Annotated in this window: 22 protein-coding genes and 1 pseudogene; 10 read left to right on the top strand and 13 right to left on the bottom strand. The window is 70.9% G+C overall.

What is annotated here, in order from left to right:
- The first annotated feature begins 25 nt into the window (after positions 1–25).
- Entirely contained in the window at positions 26–970 is a 945-nt protein-coding gene (locus tag ACX80H_RS04245; RefSeq protein WP_459311262.1) for an electron transfer flavoprotein subunit alpha/FixB family protein, read from the top strand.
- 6 nt (positions 971–976) lie between these two features.
- A complete protein-coding gene (locus ACX80H_RS04240; protein WP_459311261.1) occupies positions 977–1723 on the top strand; it encodes a PIG-L deacetylase family protein in 747 nt (248 codons plus the stop codon).
- A gap of 140 nt (positions 1724–1863) precedes the next feature.
- Here ACX80H_RS04240 and ACX80H_RS04235 read toward each other — a convergent pair whose 3' ends face one another.
- From ACX80H_RS04235 to folP, 7 genes are all read right to left on the bottom strand, one after another.
- Positions 1864–2712, bottom strand: a complete 849-nt coding sequence (locus ACX80H_RS04235) for an anti-sigma factor (protein ID WP_459311260.1) — start codon at positions 2710–2712, stop codon at positions 1864–1866.
- A 16-nt stretch (positions 2713–2728) separates the two neighbouring features.
- Positions 2729–3346: a sigma-70 family RNA polymerase sigma factor gene (locus ACX80H_RS04230; RefSeq protein ID WP_459311259.1), complete on the bottom strand. Its 618-nt coding sequence runs from the start codon at positions 3344–3346 to the stop codon at positions 2729–2731.
- Between the two features lie 178 nt (positions 3347–3524).
- Positions 3525–4343 carry a class I SAM-dependent methyltransferase gene (locus ACX80H_RS04225; protein ID WP_459311257.1) on the bottom strand — a complete coding sequence of 273 codons (819 nt, stop codon included), beginning with the start codon at positions 4341–4343 and terminating at the stop codon, positions 3525–3527.
- A 19-nt stretch (positions 4344–4362) separates the two neighbouring features.
- Entirely contained in the window at positions 4363–4830 is a 468-nt protein-coding gene (locus tag ACX80H_RS04220) for a tRNA (cytidine(34)-2'-O)-methyltransferase (RefSeq protein WP_459311256.1), read from the bottom strand.
- A 25-nt stretch (positions 4831–4855) separates the two neighbouring features.
- Positions 4856–5815: a J domain-containing protein gene (locus ACX80H_RS04215; protein ID WP_459311254.1), complete on the bottom strand. Its 960-nt coding sequence runs from the start codon at positions 5813–5815 to the stop codon at positions 4856–4858.
- 279 nt (positions 5816–6094) lie between these two features.
- Complete coding sequence (locus ACX80H_RS04210; protein WP_459311252.1) at positions 6095–6847, bottom strand: pyrimidine reductase family protein; 753 nt, start codon at positions 6845–6847, stop codon at positions 6095–6097.
- Positions 6844–7785: a dihydropteroate synthase gene (folP, locus tag ACX80H_RS04205; RefSeq protein WP_459311251.1), complete on the bottom strand. Its 942-nt coding sequence runs from the start codon at positions 7783–7785 to the stop codon at positions 6844–6846. The genes ACX80H_RS04210 and folP overlap by 4 nt, the downstream gene beginning before the upstream one ends.
- A 114-nt stretch (positions 7786–7899) precedes the next feature.
- Between folP and ACX80H_RS04200 the strand changes: the two genes are divergently transcribed.
- The 4 genes and pseudogenes from ACX80H_RS04200 (at position 7900) to ACX80H_RS04185 (ending at position 11860) form a co-directional block, all read left to right on the top strand.
- The gene (locus tag ACX80H_RS04200) at positions 7900–9126 is read left to right on the top strand and encodes a cysteine desulfurase family protein (RefSeq protein ID WP_459311250.1); all 1227 of its coding nucleotides are present in this window, start codon (positions 7900–7902) and stop codon (positions 9124–9126) included.
- Positions 9123–10265 carry a tRNA 2-thiouridine(34) synthase MnmA gene (gene mnmA / locus ACX80H_RS04195; protein ID WP_459311248.1) on the top strand — a complete coding sequence of 381 codons (1143 nt, stop codon included), beginning with the start codon at positions 9123–9125 and terminating at the stop codon, positions 10263–10265. Before ACX80H_RS04200 ends, mnmA begins: the two co-directional genes overlap by 4 nt.
- A gap of 43 nt (positions 10266–10308) precedes the next feature.
- Positions 10309–10689 (top strand): annotated as a pseudogene (locus tag ACX80H_RS04190) (chorismate mutase); the annotation flags it as partial.
- Between the two features lie 127 nt (positions 10690–10816).
- Complete coding sequence (locus ACX80H_RS04185; RefSeq protein WP_459311247.1) at positions 10817–11860, top strand: uroporphyrinogen decarboxylase/cobalamine-independent methonine synthase family protein; 1044 nt, start codon at positions 10817–10819, stop codon at positions 11858–11860.
- A 30-nt stretch (positions 11861–11890) separates the two neighbouring features.
- Here the strand turns inward: ACX80H_RS04185 and ACX80H_RS04180 are convergent, their stop codons facing one another.
- The 6 genes from ACX80H_RS04180 to ACX80H_RS04155 are packed head-to-tail and all read right to left on the bottom strand — an operon-like array spanning position 11891 to position 18150.
- Positions 11891–12559, bottom strand: a complete 669-nt coding sequence (locus ACX80H_RS04180; RefSeq protein WP_459311245.1) for a DUF4166 domain-containing protein — start codon at positions 12557–12559, stop codon at positions 11891–11893.
- A 59-nt stretch (positions 12560–12618) separates the two neighbouring features.
- A complete protein-coding gene (locus ACX80H_RS04175; RefSeq protein ID WP_459311243.1) occupies positions 12619–13911 on the bottom strand; it encodes a DUF58 domain-containing protein in 1293 nt (430 codons plus the stop codon).
- Positions 13912–13957: 46 nt separating this feature from the next.
- Complete coding sequence (locus tag ACX80H_RS04170; RefSeq protein ID WP_459311241.1) at positions 13958–15040, bottom strand: AAA family ATPase; 1083 nt, start codon at positions 15038–15040, stop codon at positions 13958–13960.
- Positions 15037–16338 (bottom strand): DUF4350 domain-containing protein, encoded by a 1302-nt coding sequence (locus ACX80H_RS04165; protein WP_459311239.1) that lies wholly within the window; start codon positions 16336–16338, stop codon positions 15037–15039. The genes ACX80H_RS04170 and ACX80H_RS04165 overlap by 4 nt, the downstream gene beginning before the upstream one ends.
- A complete protein-coding gene (locus ACX80H_RS04160) occupies positions 16335–16994 on the bottom strand; it encodes a DUF4129 domain-containing protein (protein ID WP_459311237.1) in 660 nt (219 codons plus the stop codon). Before ACX80H_RS04160 ends, ACX80H_RS04165 begins: the two co-directional genes overlap by 4 nt.
- A gap of 49 nt (positions 16995–17043) precedes the next feature.
- Positions 17044–18150: a DUF7847 domain-containing protein gene (locus ACX80H_RS04155; RefSeq protein WP_459311235.1), complete on the bottom strand. Its 1107-nt coding sequence runs from the start codon at positions 18148–18150 to the stop codon at positions 17044–17046.
- Positions 18151–18653: 503 nt separating this feature from the next.
- Here ACX80H_RS04155 and mtrA point away from each other — a divergent pair.
- The 4 genes from mtrA (at position 18654) to ACX80H_RS04135 (ending at position 24068) form a co-directional block, all read left to right on the top strand.
- Complete coding sequence (gene mtrA, locus ACX80H_RS04150; RefSeq protein ID WP_459311234.1) at positions 18654–19331, top strand: MtrAB system response regulator MtrA; 678 nt, start codon at positions 18654–18656, stop codon at positions 19329–19331.
- 295 nt (positions 19332–19626) lie between these two features.
- Positions 19627–21306, top strand: a complete 1680-nt coding sequence (gene mtrB / locus ACX80H_RS04145; protein WP_459313359.1) for an MtrAB system histidine kinase MtrB — start codon at positions 19627–19629, stop codon at positions 21304–21306.
- Positions 21293–23047, top strand: a complete 1755-nt coding sequence (locus ACX80H_RS04140; RefSeq protein ID WP_459311232.1) for an LpqB family beta-propeller domain-containing protein — start codon at positions 21293–21295, stop codon at positions 23045–23047. Before mtrB ends, ACX80H_RS04140 begins: the two co-directional genes overlap by 14 nt.
- Before the next feature lie 61 nt (positions 23048–23108).
- Positions 23109–24068 carry a ComF family protein gene (locus tag ACX80H_RS04135; RefSeq protein WP_459311230.1) on the top strand — a complete coding sequence of 320 codons (960 nt, stop codon included), beginning with the start codon at positions 23109–23111 and terminating at the stop codon, positions 24066–24068.
- Positions 24069–24166 lie beyond the last annotated feature (98 nt).

Below are 24166 nucleotides of genomic sequence, written 5' to 3'. Positions count from 1 at the left end.
CCAACCGTTGCAGGAGACTCTTCCCATGACTACCGTCCTCGTATTCCTGGACCATCCCGGAGCAAGCCTCGCCAAGAGCGAGAGGGAGCTCCTCTCCCTGGGGGCTTCCCTCGGCGACGTCGCCGTCGCCCTCGCTGACGACGCGGGCCCGGCGTACCTCGACGGCGTCGGGTCGTACGGTGTGCAGGAGGTCTACCGGCCCGACGGGGCCGTCTCCGAGGTGCTCGTGGCAGGCAAGGCCGCGTTCCTCGAGGGTGCCGTGCGCGCAGCCGGTGCGGACATCGTCCTGCTGGGCAACTCCTACGAGTCGAAGGAGATCGCGGCGCGCGCAGGCGTCCGGCTCGAGTCCGGTGTGATCACGGACGTCGTCGGGCTCAGCAGCGACCTCACGGCCACGAAGTCGGATTTCGCCGGCTCCTACACGGTCGACTGTCGCGTGACGACCGACGTCCCGATCCTCACGATCAAACCCAACAGCGTGGAGGCAGCCGCAGCAGGCCTTCCGTCCTCGCCGCGTGAGGTACGGATTCCCGTCGTGCTGCCGCCGGCTGCAGCACGCGTCACCGGCCGGGTCGAGAAGCCGGTCAGCGGCAGGCCCGAACTGACCGAGGCGCGGGTGATCGTCGCCGGCGGCCGCGGCGTCGACGGGAACTTCGGGCCGCTGGAGGACCTGGCCGATGCACTCGGCGGTGCTGTCGGGGCGTCGAGGGCTGCGACCGACGCGGGTTGGATCGAACACTCGGCACAGATCGGACAGACGGGCAAGACCGTGTCGCCGCAGCTGTACATCTCGGCGGGGATATCGGGGGCCATCCAGCAGAAGGCAGGGATGCAGACGTCCAGGGTGATCGTCGCGATCAACAAGGACGCCGACTCTCCCGTCTTCGAGATCGCCGATTTCGGCATCGTCGGGGACCTCTTCACGGTGCTGCCCCAGGCCACCGAGGAGATCCGAAAGCGCGGCCTGTAGGACGTGGTGGATGACAGGGGATCCGCCCCCGAACGCGTACTGGTCTTCGCCGCGCACCCCGACGACATCGACTTCGGGGCAGCTGCCACCATTGCCGGATGGACCGCCGCCGGTGTGTCCGTCAGCTATTGCATCCTGACCGACGGTGACGCCGGCGGGTTCTCCGACGAGGACCGCCCGGGTATCGCGTCCCTCCGCCGCGCGGAGCAGCGGGCCGCGGCGGAGATCGTCGGCGTCAGCGACGTCACCTTCCTGGGGGAGCCGGACGGCTACCTCGAACCGACGGACGGCGTGATACGCCAGATCGTGCGCCGGATGCGGGAGGTCCGCCCGGACATCGTGGTGTCCATGCACCCGGAACGGAGCTGGGACCGGATCCAGAAGAGCCACCCGGACCACCTCGCCTGCGGGGAGGCGGTCACGAGAGCCATCTACCCGGCCGTGGAGAACCCCTTCGCCTATCCCGAACTAGAGGCGGCCGGGCTCAGGAGCTTCCGGGTTCCCTGGCTGTGGTTCTACGGGGGACCGGCCCACCTCGAGAACCGCTACGTCGACGTGACGGGGTCGGAGGACCGGAAGATCGCGGCCATCACCGCGCACCGCAGCCAGCATCCCGACGTGGATCGGATGCAGTCGAGGGTCCGGGCCATCCTGCGGGACAACGCCCGGCGCGGCGGACTGCCCGAAGGGTGCAGCGCCGAGTCCTTCCATGTTGTCGGTATCAACACCGACGAGACGATCGCAGGCTTCTAGCGGTCCTGAGACAGGGGCCAGTGCAGACGAGGTGGGGCACGAAGACCAGGCCGGGCGGGCCGAACAGAGAAAAGTCCGGCCCCCGCCCATGCTTGGACGGAGGCCGGACTGTTCTCTGTTCGGATCAGGGCTCGGTCGGATCAGGCCCCGAGCGGGATCTGAGCGACGATCGGCAGGGTCGGTGCCGCCGAACCGCCCTCGGGCTCGACCGTGATGGCGATCGCGGTGTACCCGCTGATGTCCGTGAGTTCGGTGACCTTGGTCCCCGCGACGTCCTCTCCGGACATCGTGCCCTCGGAGACCGGCGACGTTCCGTCGGCGGGGATGCGCCACATTTGGTAGACATAGCCTTCGGCCGGGGCGGGAACACCGCTCAGGGTCACGACTGCTGCATTCTTCTCTCCGGACACCGCCAGGTCCGCGACACCACCGGCCGCCAGGGTCAGCTGCTGCGTTCGGACGTCGGACGCCTGCAGGACCTCCTGCTCGACGGTGGTCTGCTGGAGGTTCTGGGCGATGGTGACTCCGCCCACGGCGATGACGGCTGCCGCGGCTGCGGCGACGACCCAGCGCCCGGCACGCGAGGACAGCGAGGCCTTGGCCGAGCGGCGCTGCGCCAGTTCGTCCTGACCGGTCACCTCCGCCGAGGGACCGGCAGGGCCGGCCGACCCGGGGGACTGCGGGCGAAGCGGCTGACTCGGTCCCGCGTCGCCGTCCGCGACCGCCGGAAGCTGCGCGACGATTCGCTCGAACAAGTCCGCCGGCGGCTCGATCTGGTCGACGGCATAGGCGGAGGTGATCGTCTCGCGGCCGGTACGGACGCGATCGGCGAACGTGGCACTGATCGCCGGACCGGCGTCCTCCAGGAACGTCTCGAGAACCAGGCGTTCGTCCGCGCTGATGGCATCCAGCGCGTAGAGTTCGGCCCACTCGAGGACGTGGCCGCGTGCCAGGTCCGTCTGGAGGTCGTCAGCGAATTGTCTGTTCATATCCTTGTCCTGCATCTCAGCTCACCCCCAAACAGGTCTTGAGTCGGAGCAATCCGTCACGGATCCTCGATTTGATGGTCGGCACCGCGACGCCGAGTCTCTCGGCCACCTCGCGGTAGGTGAGCCCACCGTAGTAGGCCAGTTTCACCGATTCCCGCTGGGTCTCGGTGAGTGTGTCCAGGCACCTGACCACGCTCTCCGCTTCGAGGCGCTGGGTCACCGTGTCGACGACGTCGTCGTGATCGATCGTCTGCGTCGCCGCTCCGTAGCGGGCTTCCCGGTCGGTGGCGCTCTGCTCCGATCGCACCTTGTCGACGGCGCGGCGGTGGGCGAGCGTCATGAGCCACGCCATCGGGCTACCCAGCGCAGGATTGAAGCGGTCGGCGGTGTTCCACACCTGGAGGTAGACCTCCTGCGTCGCGTCCTCGCTCAGGTCCGGGTCGATGAGCACCCGGCGGGCCAGGCCGTAGACGCGTTTCGACGTCTGCTCGTAGAAGAGGGCGAACGCGGTACGGTCCTGCCGTGCGATCCGCAACAGCAGATCAGTCAGGGTGGGACCGATGCTGGGATCGACGGCCAGCTCGTCCGCTGGGGCCGCTGGGGGGCTGACCCGGCTTGCTCGTGGCGTTTCCATAGGGCTCCAGCATAAAGCGCCGTGAGGCCCAGGCCGAACGATGGAAGGAGTGTCCCGCTGTGGGTTTCGTACCCGTGCCTGCTGCACAATCACCATCCCACCACCCCTCCCGTGTTCCGCTCTCGCGCTGACACCTGTCATTCGCAGCAGGACGGCCCCCGGATGGTTCCGCGCGGGACTAGCCCTCCGGCAGGTAGGACCCGACGGCGATGAGCGAGTCCGCGTTGAGGACGAAATCCCCGCCGAGGCGCTCCACGAAGGCACGCCGGACCTGCTCGAGGGCCTCGGGGGCCTCCGGCAGCAGTCCGCGGTAGCCGCTGCCGAGCGCGAGCGACCATGCGTACTCCGGCTCGAGAGGCGCGGCCAGCCCCAGCTTCCCGATGGTGATCTCCGTCAGGCCCCGGGCGCCGAGCCATTCCTGCAGACGGTCGACGGAGGCAAGCCTCCTGCAGTTGTCCACGAAGACCGGCGCAGGGGAGTCGCAGGCCGATCCGCCGTGCGGGGTGGTCCGGAGGGTATCGAGGAGGATCTCGCCGAACGGCTCGAGCGCGCCGTCGTCCCACGCGCTCACCGCGATCCTTCCGCCGGGGCGCAGCAGGCGGACGATGCGGTCCATCCCCGCGTCCATGTCATCGAGGAGGAAGATGCCGTAGCAGCTGATGACGGCGTCGTAGGGTGCCTCTGGCTCCCAGTGCGCCGGGTCCGCGCGGTGGAAGGACACGTTGTCCAGCCCGAGTGCCTCGGTCTTCGCCTCGGCGAGGTCGAGCATCGCCGACGAGCGGTCGACGGCGTCGACATGCCCGTCCGGTCCCGCGAGCTGCGCGGCGGGGACGGTTCCCGAGCCGGTCCCGGCGAAGACGTCGAGTACGCGCTCGCCCACGAGGACGTCGGCAGCGGCGACGACGGCGTTGCTCACCGGGTTCCATACGGCCGGAGCAAGGCGGTCGTAGTCCTCCGCTCCACCGTCGGGCAGGGTTGCGGCATGGCGAGCGGGCATCGGGGCTCCTAGGAGTGGATCATCGCTGGGCGCCCGCGAAGCCCTGTTGGCGCCAGGCTTCGTAGAGGACGATGGATGCTGTGTTGGCGAGGTTGAGCGAGCGGCGCGAGGGGAGCATCGGGACGCGGACCCTCGACGTGATGTGGCTGTCGTGCTTGACGTCGTGTGGAAGGCCGTCGGATTCGCGGCCGAAGAGCAGGACGTCGGTCGGCTGGTAGGCGATGTCCGTGTACGAGACGTCCCCGTCCGAGGTATAGGCGAAGACCCGCTCGGGCTGCAGGGCGGTCCATGCCTCGTCGAGGCTCGCGTGGACGTGCAGCACCGTGAGGTCGTGGTAGTCGAGCCCGGCTCGCTTCAGCTTGGAGTCCTCGAGGCTGAACCCCAGTGGTTCCACGAGGTGGAGCTCCGCGCCGGCCACGGCAGCGAGGCGGATGGCCGCGCCGGTGTTGCCCGGTATTTCTGGAGTATGGAAAAGGATGCGGAACACCGCTCCATCCTAGCTTCCGGCCGACCTAGCTCCCTGCGGACGCCAGCAGGCGCGCGAGCACCGGCAGCTGCACCACGTTCGGTGCGGGACCGGAGGCCAGGAAGGACCGGAGGGTGCGGACGGCGGTGCCGGCATTCACGACCTGCACGACGGCGGTCGAGGACCGGTCGAATCCGGGTGGGACGTCGATCACCGGCGCGAAGGGATTGTCGGGCGCCCCATGGATCACCACCCACCCGGCGACGTTGTATTCGGGAAACAGGTCCTGCACCGCGCGGACGGTCCGGGGCAGCGGGAGGTCGACGGAACGGCCCTGATGGCGCAACGACCTGCCGTCCCAGGCGAAATTTCCCGGGGCCGCCGTGAACGAGTCGATCACGGCCATCCTGTACCCGGCGAGCAGGACATGCCCGGCCGCCGTCTTCTCGCGGTCATCGAATTCGAGACCGTTGACCAGGCGGGCCGCGGGGTAGGTGGGCAGCAGTGCCCGGTCGAGCAGGGCCGCAGTGCGCAGCTCGCCATCGATGCGCGCACGGACACCCGACGACCTGCGCGCGAACATCCCGGGCTGTCGTGGAGACCCGTGGACCTGGCGTCCCGCGAGAATCAGGGGAACGGCAGGCGGAGCCGACGGCGAGAACGGCGGCAGGTAATCCGGTGGGGACTTCGCGGCGTCCTCGTCCTCGACCCGTGTCCCGGCCGAAGGGCGAGGGCCCGACGGCGAACGGCTGCTTCCCGCCGCAGACGCAGTGCCGGCCGACGAGGGACGGGTGCGCCCGGTGTCGGCGTCGTAACGCTCCCGTCGCTGGGGATCACTCAGTGTCTCGTAGGCGACGACGACGTCGTGGAACTGCTCGGCGCTGCCGCCGAGGTCGGGGTGCACGGCGCGTGCTGCCCGACGGTAGGCATCCTTGATGACCTTGATGTCGGCTTCCGGGGGCACGCCGAGGACGTCGTAGTACGACTTCCGTGGTGCCTCTGCCATCGATCCGGCCTTTCCTGGGGTTCCTGCGGTTCCGATCGCGACCGCTCGCTGTGGTGCGGCAGCGCTGCAGTACAAGTCGAGACTAAAGGCGCGAACGGTCCGCACCAAAGCAGAAGCTGCGGTGCGCCCGACGGGTGCGGGCGCTCAGGTACAACGGAGCACGCTCGCAAAGAGTTCACCCCGGATTCACGAGCCAGGGCAGCGGGATCAGGCCGCACGGGACTCCACGGCGCCCGGGTGCCTGCGTGCAGCGGCGGAGACCGCCGGACAGGCGCGGTATCAGGCCGCGCGACGGTACAGCGTGTAGAGAGCGCCATCCTCCGTCAGGAGGGAGGACAGCGTCAGCGCGACGGGAGTCGCGGGGCTCGCGCCGACGGAGATCCGGGGACCGTCACCGCCGGCGAGCAGGGGGCTGATCGAGAGGCACAGTTCGTCGACGGCGCCCGCACGGGTGAAGCTCCCCAGGACGGAAGGGCCTCCTTCACACAGGACCTTCGTGAGTCCTCGCCGGCCGAGTTCGGCGAGGATCGCGGGTACCTGCACCGTGTCCGGTCCGCAGGTGACGATGTCGGCGACAGCCGCGAGCGCCTCCCGCTTTCCCGCCGGCGCGTCCCTGCTGGTGAGGATGACCGGACGCACCGGAGCGCTGCGGAAGAAGCCCGCGCCGGGATCGAGGTCAAGGCTGCCGGAGATGACCGCGACCGCGGGATGCGGCGCGAGTCCCCTCGCGGAGCGCCAGGCGCGTGCGGCGTCGTCGACGAGGTCGCCCTCGTAACCCTCCGCGCGCACTGTCCCGGCTCCCACCAGGACCACGTCCGCGAGGCGTCGCAGGACGGTGAAGATCCGCTGGTCGCCGTCGTTCCCGAGTCCGGCGGAGAGGCCTCCGCTCGTCGCGGCGCCGTCGGCGGCCGCGATGAAGTTGAAGCGGACGTACGGCCTGTCGGTGGGGGGATCGGCGGGATACGCGTAGATCCGGTGGAGCGCGCCGTCGTCGAGGGGGTCCGCCGAGGCCGGGACCAGGGCGGTGATCATGGCTCGGCCGGCGCGTTGACGTCGCCCATGTTGTGGCGGAGGTAGGCGGGTCGCCGCCAGCCGAGGACTGCTTCGGTGAGGTCGATGGCCGCCCGAGATGCCGGGACGTTGTGCATCCGGACCACGCGGGCTCCGCCGAGGATGCAGATCACTGCCGCCGCGAGGGACCCCTCCACGCGTTCGCGCTTGGGCCGGTCCAGGGTCTCGCCGATGAAATCCTTGTTGGACACCGCAGCCACGGTGGGGAAGCCCAGCCCGGCGATCTCGGCGAACCGGCGGGTGATCTCCAGTGAATGCAGCGTGTTCTTGTTGAGGTCGTGCCCCGGATCCAGCAGGATCCGGTCCTCCGGGATGCCCAGCCGGACGGCGTCGTCCACCTTGCGGAGGAGGAACTCCACGATCTCGCGGACCACGTCGTCGTAGGAGGGCCTCGGATACACCGTGCGGGGTTCCGCGAGGCTGTGGGTGATGATCAGGTGCGCGCCGGCGTCGGCCACCACGGCCGCCATGTCCGGGTCCCGCAGCCCGGTGGTGTCATTGACCACGTTCGCCCCTGCCGCGAGCGCCTGCCGGGCCACGTCGGGCAGGAACGTATCGGCGGAGATGATGACGTCGGACGCCGCGCGCACGGCGCTGATGACGGGGACGATCCGGTCGGCCTCCTCGGACGCCGGGATCGGGTCGCCGGGCGAGAAGGGTGCTCCGCCGATGTCCACCCAGTCGGCGCCGTCGCCGACCGCACTCAGGGACGCGTCCACTGCTGCCTGGAGCGCGAAGGTCGCCCCGCCGTCGTAGAAGGAGTCCGGAGTCCGGTTGATGACCGCCATGAGTGCGACCTGGCGGTCGAAATCGATGGTCCGGGAACCGAACGCGTGCACTCCGTGCCGGAACACCGGGACGGGGGCGCTGGGGGAAGGAGCCGTTGCTTGACTGTCCACCCTGCAGTTCTACCACCGCTCCACCGGCACGGGCCGGACACGCCGACCGGCGCCCTGTCCGTGACGGGCACCACGGAAATCGGCGGGACGGCGTGGCGCCCGTAGAATCGATACGTGCCCGTGTATGTCGATCACGCGGCGACCACGCCGATCTCGGCGCCGGCGCTCGCCGCACTCACCCGCGAACTCAGCCGGAGCGGAAATCCCTCCTCCCTCCACGGCTCGGGCCGCCGTGCCCGGCGGTCGGTGGAGGAAGCCCGGGAGACGATCGCCGCGGCCGCGGGCGCCTCCGCATCGGAGGTCATCTTCACCTCCGGCGGCACCGAAGCGGACAACCTCGCCATCAAGGGCCTCTACTGGGCGCGGCGGTCGGCCGACCCGGCCCGCACGCGCATCCTCTGCAGCACGGTGGAGCACCATGCCGTCCAGGACACCGTCGAGTGGCTGGAGCGGCACGAGGGTGCCGAGGTGGTGTGGCTGCCCGTCGACGCGACCGGCGTCGTCTCCCTCGATGCGCTGCGGGACGCGCTGGCCGAGGCGCCCGAGCGGACCGCGCTCGTGACCGTCATGTGGGCCAACAACGAGGTGGGGACCGTCCAGCCGATCCATGCCGTCGTGACCGAGGCCGCCCGGTACGGCGTCCCCGTGCACAGCGACGCAGTGCAGGCGTTCGGGTCCATCCCGTTGTCGTTCGCGGAGTCCGGGCTCGCCACCATGGCCGTCAGCGCGCACAAGATCGGCGGACCCGTAGGGGTAGGCGTCCTCCTCGTGGGCCGCGCCGTCACCCTCACACCGGTCCAGCACGGCGGCGGGCAGGAGCGGGACATCCGGTCGGGAACGCTCGACGGCGCCGGCATCGCCGCGTTCGCCGCTGCGGCCGACGACGCCATCACCCACCTGCGCGAGGAGGTACCCCGCCTCGCCGCGCTGAGGGACCGCCTGATCGACGGCATCCGCCGGGAGGTCCCGGACGCGGTGCTGCGCGGTGTCGGGCATCCTGCCCCCGAGGGGGCGCGGCTCCCCGGCAACGTCCACTTCACCTTCCCGGGGTGCGAGGGGGATTCGCTCCTGTTCCTGCTCGACCTCGCGGGGATCGAGTCCTCCACGGGCTCCGCCTGCACGGCCGGCGTCCCGCGGCCCTCCCACGTCCTGCTGGCCATGGGACTGACGGAGGACGAGGCGCGCGGCGCGCAGCGGTTCAGCCTCGGGCATACATCCACGGCCGCCGACGTTGACGCCGTGGTGGCCGCCATCGGAGGCGCGTATGCCCGTGCCCGGAAGGCGGGCATGGCAGGACACGCATCAACCATTCGAACTGCAGGAACGGGTTTTTCATCATGAGGGTACTGGCAGCGATGAGCGGCGGCGTCGACTCCGCAGTGGCGGCCGCGCGTGCAGTCGAGGCAGGGCACGACGTCGTCGGCGTCCACCTTGCGCTCTCCCGGATGCCGGGAACACTCCGCACGGGCAGCCGGGGGTGCTGCACCATCGAGGACTCGCGGGACGCCTGGCGCGCCTGCGACATCCTCGGCATCCCGTACTACGTCTGGGACTTCTCCGAGCGCTTCAAGGAGGACGTCGTCGACGACTTCATCGCGGAGTATGCGGCGGGGCGCACGCCCAATCCCTGCATGCGGTGCAACGAGCGCATCAAGTTCGCGGCCCTGCTCGAGAAGGCGCTCGCCCTGGGCTTCGACGCCGTGTGCACCGGGCATTACGCGAAGGTCATCGAGGACGCGGACGGCAACCCCGAGCTGCACCGCGCGGCCGACTGGGCGAAGGACCAGTCCTACGTGCTCGGCGTCCTGACCCACGAGCAGCTCCGGCACTCCATGTTCCCGCTCGCCGAGACGCCGTCGAAGGCGGAGGTCCGGGCCGAGGCCGAGCGCCGGGGACTGTCCGTCGCGAACAAGCCCGACAGCCACGACATCTGCTTCATCCCCGACGGGGACACGCGCGGCTGGCTCGAGGAGCGCATCGACCTGTCGGAGGGCGACATCGTGGACGTCGACGGGCAGAGGATCGGCAGCCACCCCGGCGCCAACGCCTTCACCGTCGGCCAGCGGCGCGGACTCAAGCTGGGCACCCCTGCCGCGGATGGGAAGCCGCGCTTCGTGCTCGAGATCCGCCCCAAGCAGAACGAGGTCGTCGTGGGGCCGGAGCATCTGCTCGCCATCGACGAGATGCGGGGCATCAAGGTGTCCTGGGCCGGGCTGCCCATCGACGAGGTGGGCACGGGCGGGGAGTTCGACTGCATGGCCCAGGTCCGTGCGCACGGCGATCCCGTGGCCGCACGCGCCTGCGTCGAGGTGGCGGAGGACGGGACGCAGCAGCTTCTGGTGCGCCTGGTGGAGCCGATGCGCGGCGTCGCGCCCGGCCAGACCGTGGTGCTGTACCAGGGGACGCGCGTGCTGGGGCAGGCGACCATCGACTCGGCGCGCTCCGTCCTCCGCCCGGAACTGGTGACGGCGCAGGGCTAGTCGCAGTTTCCGGACGCCCGCCGGGTTCTGCTTGACTGGAGTCATGACGCACCCACGCAGTGGCTTCGACCCGGCAGCCAGTTCCCTCACCGGAGGCGTGGCCCCCGAGGTAATGGCCGAACTCCTGTCGGTGAGGAGCTCGATCGACAACATCGACGCCACCCTCGTCTACCTCCTGGCCGAGCGCTTCAAGGCGACGCAGCGGGTGGGACACCTGAAGGCCGAGCACGACCTGCCCGCGGGCGACCCGCAGCGCGAAGCCGCCCAGATCGCACGTCTCCGCATGCTTGCCGAGGAGGCGCAGCTCGATCCGGCGTTCGCCGAGAAGTTCCTCAACTTCATCATCTCCGAGGTGATCCGCCACCATCAGGCGATCTCCGAGAACCGCAAGCCCGCAGCAGACCCGACCCAGGCTCCTGCGTCCTCCTCGGCGGCCGGACATCCCCGTGCGGACGTCTCGGGTGCCGAGGGGTCCGGTGCACAGGGATCCGCTGCCGACCGCCGCAGTGCCGACCAACGCAGTGCCGACGATCGCCTTGCCGAGGAGACCGGTGCCTGACGCCGCCGCGGACGACGACCGCCGCGCGGTCGGCGCCACAGCTGCCGGCGACTGGCCGGGAAGCGACCCCCTGGAGGCGAACCGCGCCGTGCGCGGCGAGCTCGGGGGAGCGGCGAACCTTCCCTTCCTCCCGTCACTGCCAGCGCGCGGACCGGGGAGCGATGCCGTCGGCCGGACCCTCGGCGTCCTCGTCGAGCTGCCCTTCGACCTGCAGCCCCACGGGTGGCGGCTCGTCCAGCGGCCGGGCAAGGACCAGCGGCGTGCCGAGTCCGCGCTGTCGTCCGACATCAACGCGCTCGGCGATGTCGCCGGCGCCGAGGAGAGTCCCGCGCCACGCCTGAAACTGCACCTGCACGGACCCCTGTCGCTCGCTGCCGGTGCCCACCTGCACAACGGTGAACGCGTCCTGATCGACTCCGGCGCCCGGCGCGAGCTCTACGAGTCGCTCGCGGCGGGGGCGGCGGACCTGGTGCGCCGGGTCGCTTCCGTGGCCCGGGGAGCCCAGCTGCTGCTGCAGCTCGACGAGCCCGACGCCGACGCCGTCCTGGCGGGACGGGTTCCCACCGCGAGCGGTTACCGTACCCTCCGTGCGGTCGACCGGCGTGAAGCGACGGAAGCCTGGGACCTCGTGACGGCGTCGGCCGTGGCGGCCGGAGCCGCCGGCACCGTTCTGGTTGCGGGAAGCGGCGACACCGCCCTCGATGCGGCGCGGTCCAGTGCGGCCTCCGCGCTGTCCCTGCCCCTGCGCGGCATCTCCGACCGGCGCTGGGAAGCGCTCGCGGAGGACGTCGAGTCCGGGAGGCAGTTGGAGCTCGCGATCCTGCAGCCCGAGGCGACCCTTCCGCAGGTTCGCGTCCTCGTGGAGTCGGTGCTGGCCGCGTGGCGGCGGGTCGGGCTGCCCGTGTCGGCGCTCGCCGCGGTGACGGTGACAACGCCGCCCGGACTGGCCGCCCTGTCACCGTCCGACGCCGTGCGGGCCCTCACCCGCCTGGCACAGGTGGCTGATGCCCTGGATCAGGTCCGCGCCGAAGGCTGATCGAGCGCGCCGGCCTGCAGGTCCGTCCGGTCAGACGCGTCGCTCCCAGCGCCGAGGGGTGGCCTCGGCGGGAAGGACGCCGTCGAACTCCTCGAGGACGTAGTCGAAGCGTCCGGCGTAGACGAGCAGCGTCCCGAGCTGGCGGTGCACCACCCGGGTGCTGATCCGGAACTCCCCGGCGGCCTCGTCCCACCACTGCTCCACGTAGGCGAGCGCACCGAGGGCGTCGGGCAGGGGCAGCCGCAGGCCTGCGAAGACGCGCGTCCGCGAGGAGACCATCCGGATGTGCCCGTCGTCGGTGGCGGAGCACGTCAGGAGCGTCGCCATCCGCCGGTACCTGCCGACGTAGTCCGTGAGGACACCGTCCTGCAGCGAGGTCGTGTCCTCGAAGACCCGCCGCGTCGTGCCGAAGTCGAGCTCGCGCCTGGCCGTGAGGGCCGGCCGCCCGAACGGGTCGACGTGGGGGTAGTTGCTGATGGTGAACGGTACGTTGCTGTTGTACTCGGGGAAGAAGGCGTTCTCGAGGGCGGTGAGCCGGAACGCCGGCCGCGCGAACCAGGCGGGGCAGCCGGCGACGTCGAAGATCCCGCGGCCGTGGCCGGAGAGGCCGCTCTCCGCGGAGAGCCCGAAGTACTCGCGCAGTTCGGGCTGCAGGCGGCCGAAGTCGCTGCCCATCGCGTCCTGGTAGATCGAGGCCATGGGGTCGCCTTCCTTCGCTCGGACCACCAGTCAACCACGCGGCGGGCCGTAGCAGGCCGTCACAGGCGCCCGGCGGCCTTGAGGCGGATGTAGGCGTCGGCGAGTTGCGGCGGGAGGTCCGCGGGCACCGCGTCCACGACCTCGGCGCCGAGGAGGCGGATCTGGTGGGCCACGGCCGCGCGGTCCAGCAGTGCACGTTCCGCGGCCGCGGCGCGGAAGGTCGCCGCGGCCGTCGACCGGTCGACGCTCATCTCCTCGAGCCTCGGGTCCCGTACCGACGCGACCACGACGACGTGGCGTCGGGTGAGTCCCGGCAGTGCCGGCAGCAGGCCCTCCTCCACGGCGCCCGAGTCCAGCGATGTCAACAGCACCACGAGTGACCGGTGGGCGGACGCCGCACGCACCTGCGCCGGCACACGGGACCAGTCCGCCTCGATGAGTTCGGGTTCGAGGGGTGCCATGGCGTTCACGAGGGAACCCAGGAGGTTCCCCTTGGCGGTCGAGTCCACGCGTGCACGGAGCCTGCGGTCGAAGGCCAGGAAGTGCGCCTTGTCCCCGCCACGCTCGGCGAGGACGGAGAGCAACAGCGCGGCTTCGATGCCCGTGTCCAGCCGAGGCTCGTCGAGGATCCTCGCAGCGGAGGTACGGGATGTGTCGAGGACGACCACGACGCGCCGGTCGCGCTCCGGGCGCCACGTCCGCACGACCGTGTCGCGGCGTCGTGCGGTGGCCCGCCAGTCGATCGAGCGCACGTCGTCGCCGCGGACGTAGTCCCGCAGGGAATCGAACTCGGTGCCCGCACCGCGGATCTGGACCGCGGACTGGCCGTCGAGTTCGCGCAGTCGACGGAGTTTGGACGGGAGGTGCCGCTTCGAGTGGAACGGCGGGAGCACCCTGAGCACGCCCGGTGCCGGGACCGTGACCTGCCGGGCAGCGACGCCGAGCGGGCCGGTGCTCCGCAGGGCGACGGTCTCCACCCGGAGGATGCCGCGCCGCGCGGGGAGCAGGGTGACCGTCATGCGTCGCGCCTTGCCGGGAGGCACCCGGACGGACTGCTCGGGGTCGGCCGCTCCCGCCGACGGCTGCCACGCCTCGCGCACTGTCACCCGGAGCCGGCGTGAGGTGTCGTTGCGCAGGACCAGGGAGCTGCGGCACTGCTCACCCAGCCGGACGCTGTCGGGCAGCGTGCGCACGAGTCCGATCCGGCGCGGCGAGGCGGCGAGCGCCAGGTCGAGTCCGGCAAGGGCGGCGAGGATGCCGGCCCACAGCAGGATCGATGTCGCGCCCGGGTTCAGGACCACGGGAAGGACGCCGAGCAGCGCCAGGAGGACGAGGCGGCCGGTGATGACCAAGGGGATTCCTCTCTGATCGGGCAGGGCCGGCGGAGCGCGTGGGGCCCTAGCGCGGGACGGGGACGGTGCCGAGGATGCCGCGGAGGACGTCGTCGACCTCGACGCCGTCCATCTGGGCCTCGGGCCTCAGCGCGACGCGGTGCCGGAGCGCGGGAAGGGTAAGTGCCTTCACGTCGTCGGGCGTCACGAAGGACCGGCCCGAGAGCCACGCCCACGCACGCGAGGTGTTGAGCAGGGCTGTGGCACCGCGCGGGGAGACGCCGAGCTGGAACGACGGCGACGACCTCGTCGCGCGCACGAGGTCGACGATGTAGGCGAGCACCTCGGGCGCGATGGCCACCCGGGCCACTGCCGCCCGGGCATGCTCGATGTCCTCGGCCCCTGCGACCGGCCGGACACCGGCCGCCCCGAGGTTGCGGGGGTCGAAGCCGACGCTGTGGCGGCGGACGACCTCGATCTCGTCGTCGCGCCCGGGAAGCGGGACGGTGAGCTTGAGGAGGAAGCGGTCGAGCTGCGCCTCGGGCAGGGGATAGGTCCCCTCGTACTCCACCGGGTTCTGGGTCGCCGCGACGAGGAACGGCGCCGGCAGCCGGCGCGAGACGCCGTCGACCGATACCTGGCGCTCCTCCATGGCCTCCAGGAGGGATGCCTGCGTCTTGGGCGGAGTGCGGTTGATCTCGTCGGCGAGGAGGATGTTCGTGAAGACCGGTCCCTCCCGGAACGCGAACTCCGAGGTGCTGGAGTCGTAGATGAGCGAGCCCGTGATGTCGCCGGGCATGAGGTCCGGCGTGAACTGGACGCGCTTGGTGTCGAGGTCCAGGGCAGTGGCGAGGGTCCTCACGAGCAGCGTCTTGGCGACGCCCGGGACTCCCTCCAGCAGGACGTGCCCGTCGGCCAGGAGTCCGATCAGCAGTCCCGTGACGGCCGGGTCCTGCCCGACGATCGACTTGCCGACCTCCGCGCGCACCCGCAGGAGCGCTGCGCGGGCGGACTCGCCGTCGGACGCTGCCCGCCGGGACGTCTCCGGTGCCCGTTCCTCGACGCGGGTCGCGTGGTGCGCTCCGCCCGTCGGGGCCCCCTGAGACGCCTGCGGCGTCCCGTCCTGCAGGCCTTCGGATGGGTTCATCATGGAATCTCCTTCTCGAGGTCGAGGATCTCCTGTGCCCAGAGCACAAGCTCACGATTCGTGGTCGGTGTGTAGTGGAGCAGTCGCTGTTCCAGCTCGGCCCGGGGCCGTCCGCCGTGGCGTGCGGCCGCCTCGAGGACCTCTCCCGGGGACGCCGAGCGGTCCACCCGCAGGCGTCGGGCCATGCGGGTGAGCGTCGCCGCCCGCAGGGTGGCCGCGGCATGCGCCACGGAGCGGGAGTCCTGGTAGAGGCGCGCACGCCCCTCCGCGGTCTCGGCGGCGCGCACGACGACGGGCAACGGCTCGACCGCCAGCGGTCCCAGCCGGCGCCCGCGCCACACCATGGCGAGGACCGAGCAGGCGAGGAGCCACACGAGCAGGTAGTCGAGCCAGTCCGGCAGGAGGGTGAAGGGGTCGATACCCTCGCCGCTCGAGGCGACGTCCGCTCCCGTCGGCTCGAACCACACGAGCGTCGGGGAGGAGCCCAGCGCCTGCAGGGCCAGTGCGGCATTCCCCTCGTCGGTGATGGATCCGTTGGAGAGGATGGCCGGAGCGCCCAGGATGGCCACCGAGCCGTCGACGCTCGTGACGTACAGGCCGCCCGTCTTCCCGTCGATCGTCGTCGGGAAGCATTCGGTGCCCCCCGAGTAGGCCTCGCCCGTCGATGAGACGGTACCAGCGGCCGACGCGGCGGGGTCGGGGCAGTCGGCGGCCAGGGCCGGCGAGTCGCCGCCGAGGTCGAAGGGAAGCGGACCGAGCAGCGTGAAGTCGTCATCGAGCGCGGTCAGCTGTCGGTCACCGGGTGCTGCGAGGACCGTGCGGCCCGCCGCTGCGGTGAGGTCCGCCACCTGCCCGGCGCTGAGATACCCGAGCGCGTCGTTGAGGAACAGCGTCGCCTGTCCGGTCCCGAGCGATTCCATCGCGTCGTCGAACGAATCCGGCCGGACGACGTCGACGCCCTGCGCCGCGAGGACCTCCGCCACGGCCCGGGCGCCCTCGGGCCCGGGATTGCCGGGGGACAGCGGGCGGTCGTCCTTCTCTGACCCGGGCAGGAGGTTGATCAGGACGATCACCGCGAGGACGACGGCGCCGACGATGAGGGGGAGGGCGCGCCGCAGCCGCGAGCGGGCCGTGGCCAGGGCACTCCCGCCGTCACCCATCACCTCGCTGCCGGTCACCCCGCTGCCGGTCACCCCGCCGCCGGTCACGGTGCGGGGCCGCACCGACATGCTTTCCGTGGCCGGTGGCAGCTCGGTCGCCTGCTCCCCGTGCAGCGCGCGGGGCGTCGCCCCGGACTTCACTGCGGGGCCACCAGCGGAGTCGTGCCCCCGGCGGGCAGGGGCCGCTCGGAGGACAGCCGCGCGTCGAGGCCGGCGGCACGCCGGTAGTCCTCGTCCGTGGCCGTGCCGCTTCCGTAACGGGTCTCGTTGAACAGGTCGGCGAGCCAGGCGACGTCGGAGGACAGGGGCGGGAACACGCCCCCGAGCTGGACGCCTGCTTCCGTCGCCGTCCTGCCCGGGTGCTCCTCGAGGACGAGGCGCTCCTCCGCCGAGCGGATGATCGCGCGCAGCAGCTCCGCGACGGCGTCGTTCCAGTCTCCGCTCCGCGCGAGACCGGCGGCCCTGTTCCTGTGGTGGGCGCCGGAGCGCTTCCCTCCGTCATCGAAGACGCCGGCCTCCGGTTTCCTGCCGCGTGCGTTGAGGCGCGGCCTGATGAGCACGATGGCCAGGAGGATGAGGAGCGAGGCGCCGATCGCGACGACGAGCGTCCCCGGCCCCGCCCCGAGGCCGTCGAGGCCGTCGAGGAGCCGCACGATACTCCGGAGGATGTCGCCGAGGATGCGTTCGACGAGGTTGGGCTGCGCCTCGACGTAGGCGGGCTTCGCCAGTTCCTCCTCGAGGAGCCGGCGGGCTTCGTCGGAGTCCGGTACCAGGAACCGGAGCGCCCCGGTGCTCACGGGCAGCTCGTGCCGGGGCTCCCGGGTGCTGCCGCGGCACGCCGGGGCATCACGCAGGACCGCCGGGCCGGTGGCCGAAGGAGGTGATACCGCCCGGGATCATGTCCGTCCGCCCTGCCGCCGACTGCTCGTGCTCGCGGAGCAGCACGACGTCGAACCCCTCCCGCCGCATGCGGAGGTCGACGTAGAGCAGTGACGTGACGCCCGACTGGAAGGCGTACCCGATGGCCGTGAAGAGGGCAGCGATGGCCTGGGTCGCGGCAATGAGCGGCAGCGAAGACAGTGCGTCGGGGGAGGACGCCGCGGAACTGAAGCCGACGAGGAGGGATACGGCGAAGGTGAGCGGCATGGAGATGACGGAGGCGATGATCGAGACGATGATGCTCGTCAGCACGATGATGCCGAACGTCCGCCACCAGTTCCCGCGGGTCAGCTGCCACGACCGCTTGATGGACGTCCAGGGGCCGGTTCCCTCGAGCATGAGGGCTGCCGGGGCGACGACGAGTTTCGTGCTCGCCCAGGCCAGCACCACGGCCACGCCGAGCACGAGCGGCACGATGACCAGGGCCGAATACTCCTCGAGGCCCGCGATGGCCAGCGCCGAGATCCCGACGAGGAGGAGCAGGCCCAGGAGCCCGGCGGCAAGGGACAGGAGGCCGAACCCGAAGAGTGGGAGGATGCGGCCGCGGGCGAGGCGCCAGGCCTGCCCGAAGGACGTCCGCTGGTTGATCACGGCCCGGGCGACCGGGATCACGAGGATGCCCTGCAGGATCAGCAGGGCTGCCCCCGACACGACTCCCGCCGCCGAGGCGGCGACGCCGAAGCCGGCGAAGGCGCCGATGAGGTCCTCCGAAGTCGGGCTCTGCGACTCGAACACCTCCATGGACGACAGGATGTTGCCGAACAGGAGGACCGTCGCCAGGGTGACGACGGCCTGGAGCAGGATGGCGCTGCCGAAGGTAGCGACGGGGTTCCTGCGGCAGGCCTGGAAGGCGCCGTCGAGGATCTCGCCGAGACCGAGCGGCCGCAGTGGAATGACGCCGGGCTTCGGGGGCGCCTGGTACCCGGATGCCTGGTAGCTGGACGCCTGGTAGCTGGATGCCTGGTACGCGGGGGGAGGGTAGGCCGAGCCACCGTAGGGGGCGGGCTGCTGCATCCCCGGAGAGGCGTAGCCGCCCCACCCCTGGTTCGGGGCCCGGGTGCCGTACGGAGTGCCGCCGGTCGAGGGGCCCGGGGGCGGCCAGGTCGACGCAGGCAGGCCCGATGCGTGAGGTGTCGGCGTACCCGGCGTTCGGTCACCGGACGGTCGGTCACCGGACGGTCGGTCGCCGGGCGCCTGCCACGGCGCTGCCGGCTGGTGTGCTGCCGCCTGGCTCTCCGCCGTCTGGCTCTCCGCCGCGTGGGGAGCCGGAGCTCCGCCGATGCCTTGCCCGCCTGACCCGCCCTCAGGCTCCCCGTCGTTCGGTCGATCACTTCCCTGGCCCATGGCGCCCCCTCGGTCGATACTCCGCGAGGCATACAGCAGGCATCCCCCTCCAGCATCATAGTGACGCAAGCCACCATTCGGACCAACCGCGCCCGGCGGGATGTCGTGCCGCTCCGGAGTTCCGCCGGTGGGGCTGACAGGACTTTACGCGCCCGATGGGACAGTATGGGGGTATGAAGGCTCGCATACTAGTCATCGATGACGACGAAGCCCTGTCCGAAATGATCGGCATCGTCCTGCGCAACGACGGATTCGACCCTGTGTTCTGCGCCGATGGTGCAGCTGCGCTCGGTGTCTTCCGCTCCACCCATCCGGACCTCGTGTTGCTGGACCTGATGCTTCCGGGGATGGACGGTATCGAGGTGTGCCGCCAGATCCGCAGCGAGTCCGATCTCCCCATCGTGATGCTGACCGCGAAGTCGGACACGTCCGACGTCGTGCGCGGACTCGAATCGGGGGCCGACGACTACGTGCCCAAGCCCTTTAAGCCGGCCGAACTCGTGGCACGAGTGCGGGCGAGGCTGCGGCCCGCCGAATCGAAGGCTCCCGAGACCCTGCGGATCGGCGAGGTGAGCATCGACGTCGCCGGCCATGAGGTCATGCGGGCCGGGGAGCGCGTGTCACTGACCCCGCTGGAATTCGACCTGCTGGTGGCCCTCGCCCGGAAACCCTGGCAGGTGTTCACGCGCGAGCTCCTCCTCGAGCAGGTGTGGGGGTACCGCCACGCCGCCGACACCCGGCTCGTCAACGTCCACGTGCAGCGGCTGCGTTCGAAGATCGAACGCGATCCCGAGGCACCCGAGATCGTCCTGACGGTGCGTGGTGTCGGATACAAGGCCGGACAGGGCTGATCCGGAGGGCCCAGCCGGCCGCGCTCCCCGGAAGGGTGCTCCGCCGGCTTCCCTGACGGACCCCGATCGCCGACCCGGACCGTCGGTTCCGGCGTCCGGATCCGGAGTGGCTGTCTCGGCCGCGCCTGCGGCCAGGTCTGCCGTCCCGGACGCGGACCGTCCGGACGACCACGACCACGACCACGACCACGACAACGACCTGGGCGGTGCGTCGCCGGCCTCGCATCCCGCGACGGCTCCGGTCGCTCCGGCCGGTATCGCTCCGGCCGGTATCGATCTGGCCCGGGCCCGGGCGATGCTGCGGTCGGTGGCGAGCCATTGGCGCAGGTCGCTCCAGTTCCGGACCGTCGTCGCGACGATGCTCCTCACTTCCGTCTCCTTCGTCGCGGTCGGAGGCTTCCTGTCCAACCAGATCGCGAGCGCGCTCTACGACGAGCGGTTCGACCAGTTCAGTGGCGAGGCCACCTCGGCGCTGACCTCCACCAAAGCGGTGTTCCGGGACTCCTCGGCCACGGACCGCGATACGACGAGCCGGCTGGTGCTCGATTCGGTCAATGCCCTGGTGGGCAACGAGACGGACGCGCCGCGGCAGTCGATCCTGGTCCCGATCTCGGGGGGCGAGGGACTGTTCATCCCGACGACCGTGAGCCAGGACGGCGCCACCGCGGGCATGCTTCCGCCCGACCTCCAGGCGGCGGTCGGCAGCGGCCAGGACGTGTACTGGGCTCCCATGACCATCCCCGTCACGCAGGACGGCGACCAGGACGCGCCGGGGATCGCCTTCGGGACGCAGGTCCAACTGCCGCCCGAGCGCAGCCCCTACGCCCTGTACGTCTACTACGACCTGTCCTCGATGCAGTCCACGCTCGACTACATCCATGGCGTCCTGTGGCTGGCGGGCCTCGTGCTGCTGCTCGTGATCGGCGCCATCACCTGGTACGTGACCCGCAGTGTGGTCCAGCCGGTCAGCCACGCGGCGTCCGTCTCGGAGAAGCTGGCGTCGGGCCAGTTGCAGGAACGCATGGAGGTCAGCGGGGAGGACGAGGTGGCCCGACTGGGGGCCGCGTTCAACCACATGGCGGGCAGCCTGCAGGACCAGATCACCCAGCTGGCGCAACTGTCGCAGATGCAGCAGCGTTTCGTGTCGGACGTCTCGCACGAACTCCGGACCCCACTGACCACGGTGCGGATGGCGGCCGAAGTGCTCTTCGACGCGCGCGACGAGTTCAATCCGGTGAACAAGCGATCCGCGGAGATCCTGTTCGACCAGGTGGAGCGCTTCCAGGCCCTCCTCGCGGACCTCCTCGAAATCTCCCGGTTCGATGCCGGTGCTGCCGTGCTGGAGGCGGAATCGGTGGACATCGTCCAGCTCGTCGAGCACGCCATCGAGGGAGCGCATCCGCTCGCCGAGCGGCTCGGGTCGGACCTCCGCATCGTGTCGGCCGAGACGAGCTGCATCGTGGACGCGGATGCGCGCCGCATCGACCGCATCCTCCGCAACCTGATCGTGAACGCCCTCGAGCACGGGGAAGCGAGGCCGGTGGAGATCTACATCGCGTGCAACCCGGAAGCCGTCGCCGTCGCCGTGCGCGACTACGGCATCGGGATGACCACGCTCGAGGCTTCACGCGTCTTCGACAGGTTCTGGCGGGCCGACCCGGCGCGGGCACGCACCACGGGAGGCAGCGGCCTGGGGCTGTCCATCGCGACGGAGGACGCCCGGCTCCACAGTGCCTGGCTCGAGGCATGGGGCATGCCCGGCGAGGGAGCCTGCTTCCGGCTCACGCTGCCGCGTCGCCAGGGCATCGTCCTGGCATCGTCGCCCCTGGCACTGCCGCCGGTTTCGGGCTCGCAGCTGACCCGGGTCGGGCAGCACCTGCCGACGGATGCGGGGATGGATACGGGGATGGATGCACGAGTGGATTCACAGGACGATGCCGGCGACGGAGCGAGGGAGAGCAGTGCGACGCAGTAGCACCATGCCGGACGGCCGGTCCGGGAGTCCCCGCCCCGCACGCCAGGTGCCGGCGGTTGTCCTTGCCGCCCTGGTCGCTGTCTGCCTGCTGGTGCTCGGAGGCTGTTCGGCCATTCCGACGAAGGGACCCGTGGGCGTGATCGCGGCCACCGAGGCAGGGGCCGACGCCGTCGCGCCCGCCTTCGATCCCGAGGGCCCGGCGCCCGGTGCCACACCCGAGCGGATCCTCCGCGACTTCATCACGGCCGGAACCGGTGCAGGTGACGGCTACAGCGTGGCACGCCAGTTCCTCACGCCGGAACTGGCGCAGTCCTGGGATCCCGAGGAACGAATCGTCCTGTTCCGGTCCGATCCACGCGTGGAGAAGCGCGAGGCCGAGGGGGTGTACCAGATCCAGCTGGAGACGACGGGGACGATCGACGCCAGGGGAGTGCGGACCAACAGTCCCGTCCCGGCGACGGAGACCCTCGGAGTACGGATGGCCCAGGTCAACGGTGAGTGGCGGATCGGTGAGGTCCCGGACGGCATCATGCTCGCCCAGAGCAGCGCCCGGGACCTCCTGCTCTCCCACAGCCTCTACTTCTACAGCAGCAACTACCGTTACTGGGTCCCCGATGCCCGCTGGTTCGTCCGGAGGACAGGGGTGACGGCGAGGATCGTCGGTGCGATGCTGGCCGGTCCGGCGCCGTACCTGCAGGGCTCGGTGACCAGCGCCTTCCCCGAAGGGGTGACCCTCGCGCGGGACTCCGTGCCGATCACCTCGGGCACGGCATCGGTGGAGCTCTCCTCGGAGGTCCTGGAGAACGCCACCAGCCTCGGCCTGCAGCAGATGAACCAGCAACTCCAGGCCAACCTGCTCGGCCTCAACGACGTCACGTCGGTGGAGATGACCAGCGGCCAGCCGATCGAACTCGGTGCCACCTCGCCCGAGCTCGTCGTCCCCGAGCTGGCTCCCGACGTCGGGGGCGAGCAGGTCGCGATCGCAGGCAATGAGCTCGTGCGGGTGCGCAACGGGGCCGTCGTACCGATCGAGGGGCTGCCCTCGGTGGCCGGGTCCCAGCCGCGCGATCCGGCCACCTCGGTCTCCGGCAGTGCCTACGCGTTCGTGAACTCCGCCGGGACATCCCTGTTCGTCACGGCGCCGGGCAGCCAGGCCCGGGCGGTCGCCAAGGGCAGCGCCCTCACCCAGCCCTCCTTCGATCCGGACAACTGGGTGTGGACCACCAGGGCGGCCGGAGGACGCAGCGAGGTCCTTGCGATTCCTCCGGGCGGAACCGAGGCGAACGCCGCGAAGCTCGCGGCGGGATGGCTCGGGGACAGGAAGGTGAAGGAACTGCGGATCTCGCGTGACGGCTCGCGCGCACTGATGGTGACGGACCGCGACGGCGTCGGCGAGGTGCTGGTGGCCGGCGTCACCCGCTCCACCGAAGGAGTGCCACAATCGCTCACCACCCCTCTTTCGCTGCCGACGGACGGGACCATCGACACGGCCAAGTGGGCAGGCCAGAGCGCGATCGTGGCGTCCTCGACGGGTGCGAACGAGGAGGCCACCCCGGTCATCCTGCAGCTGAACGGCGAACAGGAGACGATGGCCGCGCTCGACGGCGTCCTCGGTATCAGCGCCGGGTCCGACGCAGAAGACACCTTCTATGTGCAGGCCGCCGGCACGCTGTACCGACGCATCGGCAACAGCTGGGTGGATGAGCAGCTGGCCGTGGTCGATCCGGCCTTCCCGGGGTAGGACCGTCCACATAGCGGTTGTCGGGCCGCGATCCGCCGTGCAGGCGTGATGGCCTTGGGTCATGCGTTCCACCGGTTTCGCTCCGCTCCTCGACCGTGTCGTCTTCGGACGGGCCTACCAGCGGACAGTAGGTGCCCTTGCAGACTTCGGCGCCCTCGTCCTGCCGTCGTCGTGCGTGCTCTGCGGCCAGTGGGACACGTCGCTCTGCCCGGCATGCCTTGGGCTCTTCCGCAGCGCCACGGCGCGGCCCTTTTCCGCCGAGACCGGGGCCGAGTCCCTTCCCGACGTCGAGCGAGGCCCAGCACAGGCTGGGACGCGGACCGCGGGCGGGACGCCGGACCAGAACGGGCCGTCCTACGGCCCGCTGCCCGTACTCGCAGCCGGACGGTACGGTCGGGCCGTGTCGGTCGTGCTGCTGGCCTACAAGGACCACGGTCACGCGGACCTGGCCGCTCCCGTCGCCGCTGCCCTGGCCGGCGCGCTGCATCAGGGAGTCTCGGGAGCCGGGGACGGGCGGCGCACGTCCGGGCCGGTCCTGATCGTGCCCGTTCCGACCCGGGCTTCATCCCGGCAGCGACGCGGGTACGACCCGCTGATACTCCTCCTGTCCCGGCTGGACCGCGGCGGCCATCTGCCTGCGGGTGCAGTCCTCGCGCCGGTCGTCCGGCAGCGTTCGGAGCTGGTTCGGCTTTCTGCCGCCCTGCTCCACGGCGGAGTGCCGGCGCTCGCGGCCCTGGCCGCGGCAGGCTCCGGGCCGGGCGGCGGGCAGAAAGGACTCGGACGTCGGCATCGGCGCGCGAACGTCCTCGGCTCGATGGCCCCGGCCAGATACACCCGGACCCGCCTCGCCGGACGGGAGTGCATCATCGTCGACGACGTCCTCACCACGGGAGCGACCATCGGCGAGGTGCATCGCGTGCTCGTCCAGCAGGGGGCCCAGGTGCTCGGAGCCGTGGTGATCGCCGCGACGTCATCACCTGCCGGAGGTTCTGCGGACGCGGGTCCCGGCCCGACGACCTGACCCGGCCACCCTCTCCGGACCTGCCACGCGCCGCCCCTAGTGCCTCACCCGACGTCCGGCAAGCTACCGGAAGATTCGGAGCGCCGAAGGATGAATAA

The organism is Arthrobacter pasteuri, assembly GCF_054510955.1.
This window is presented reverse-complemented; position numbering and strand designations above follow the sequence as displayed.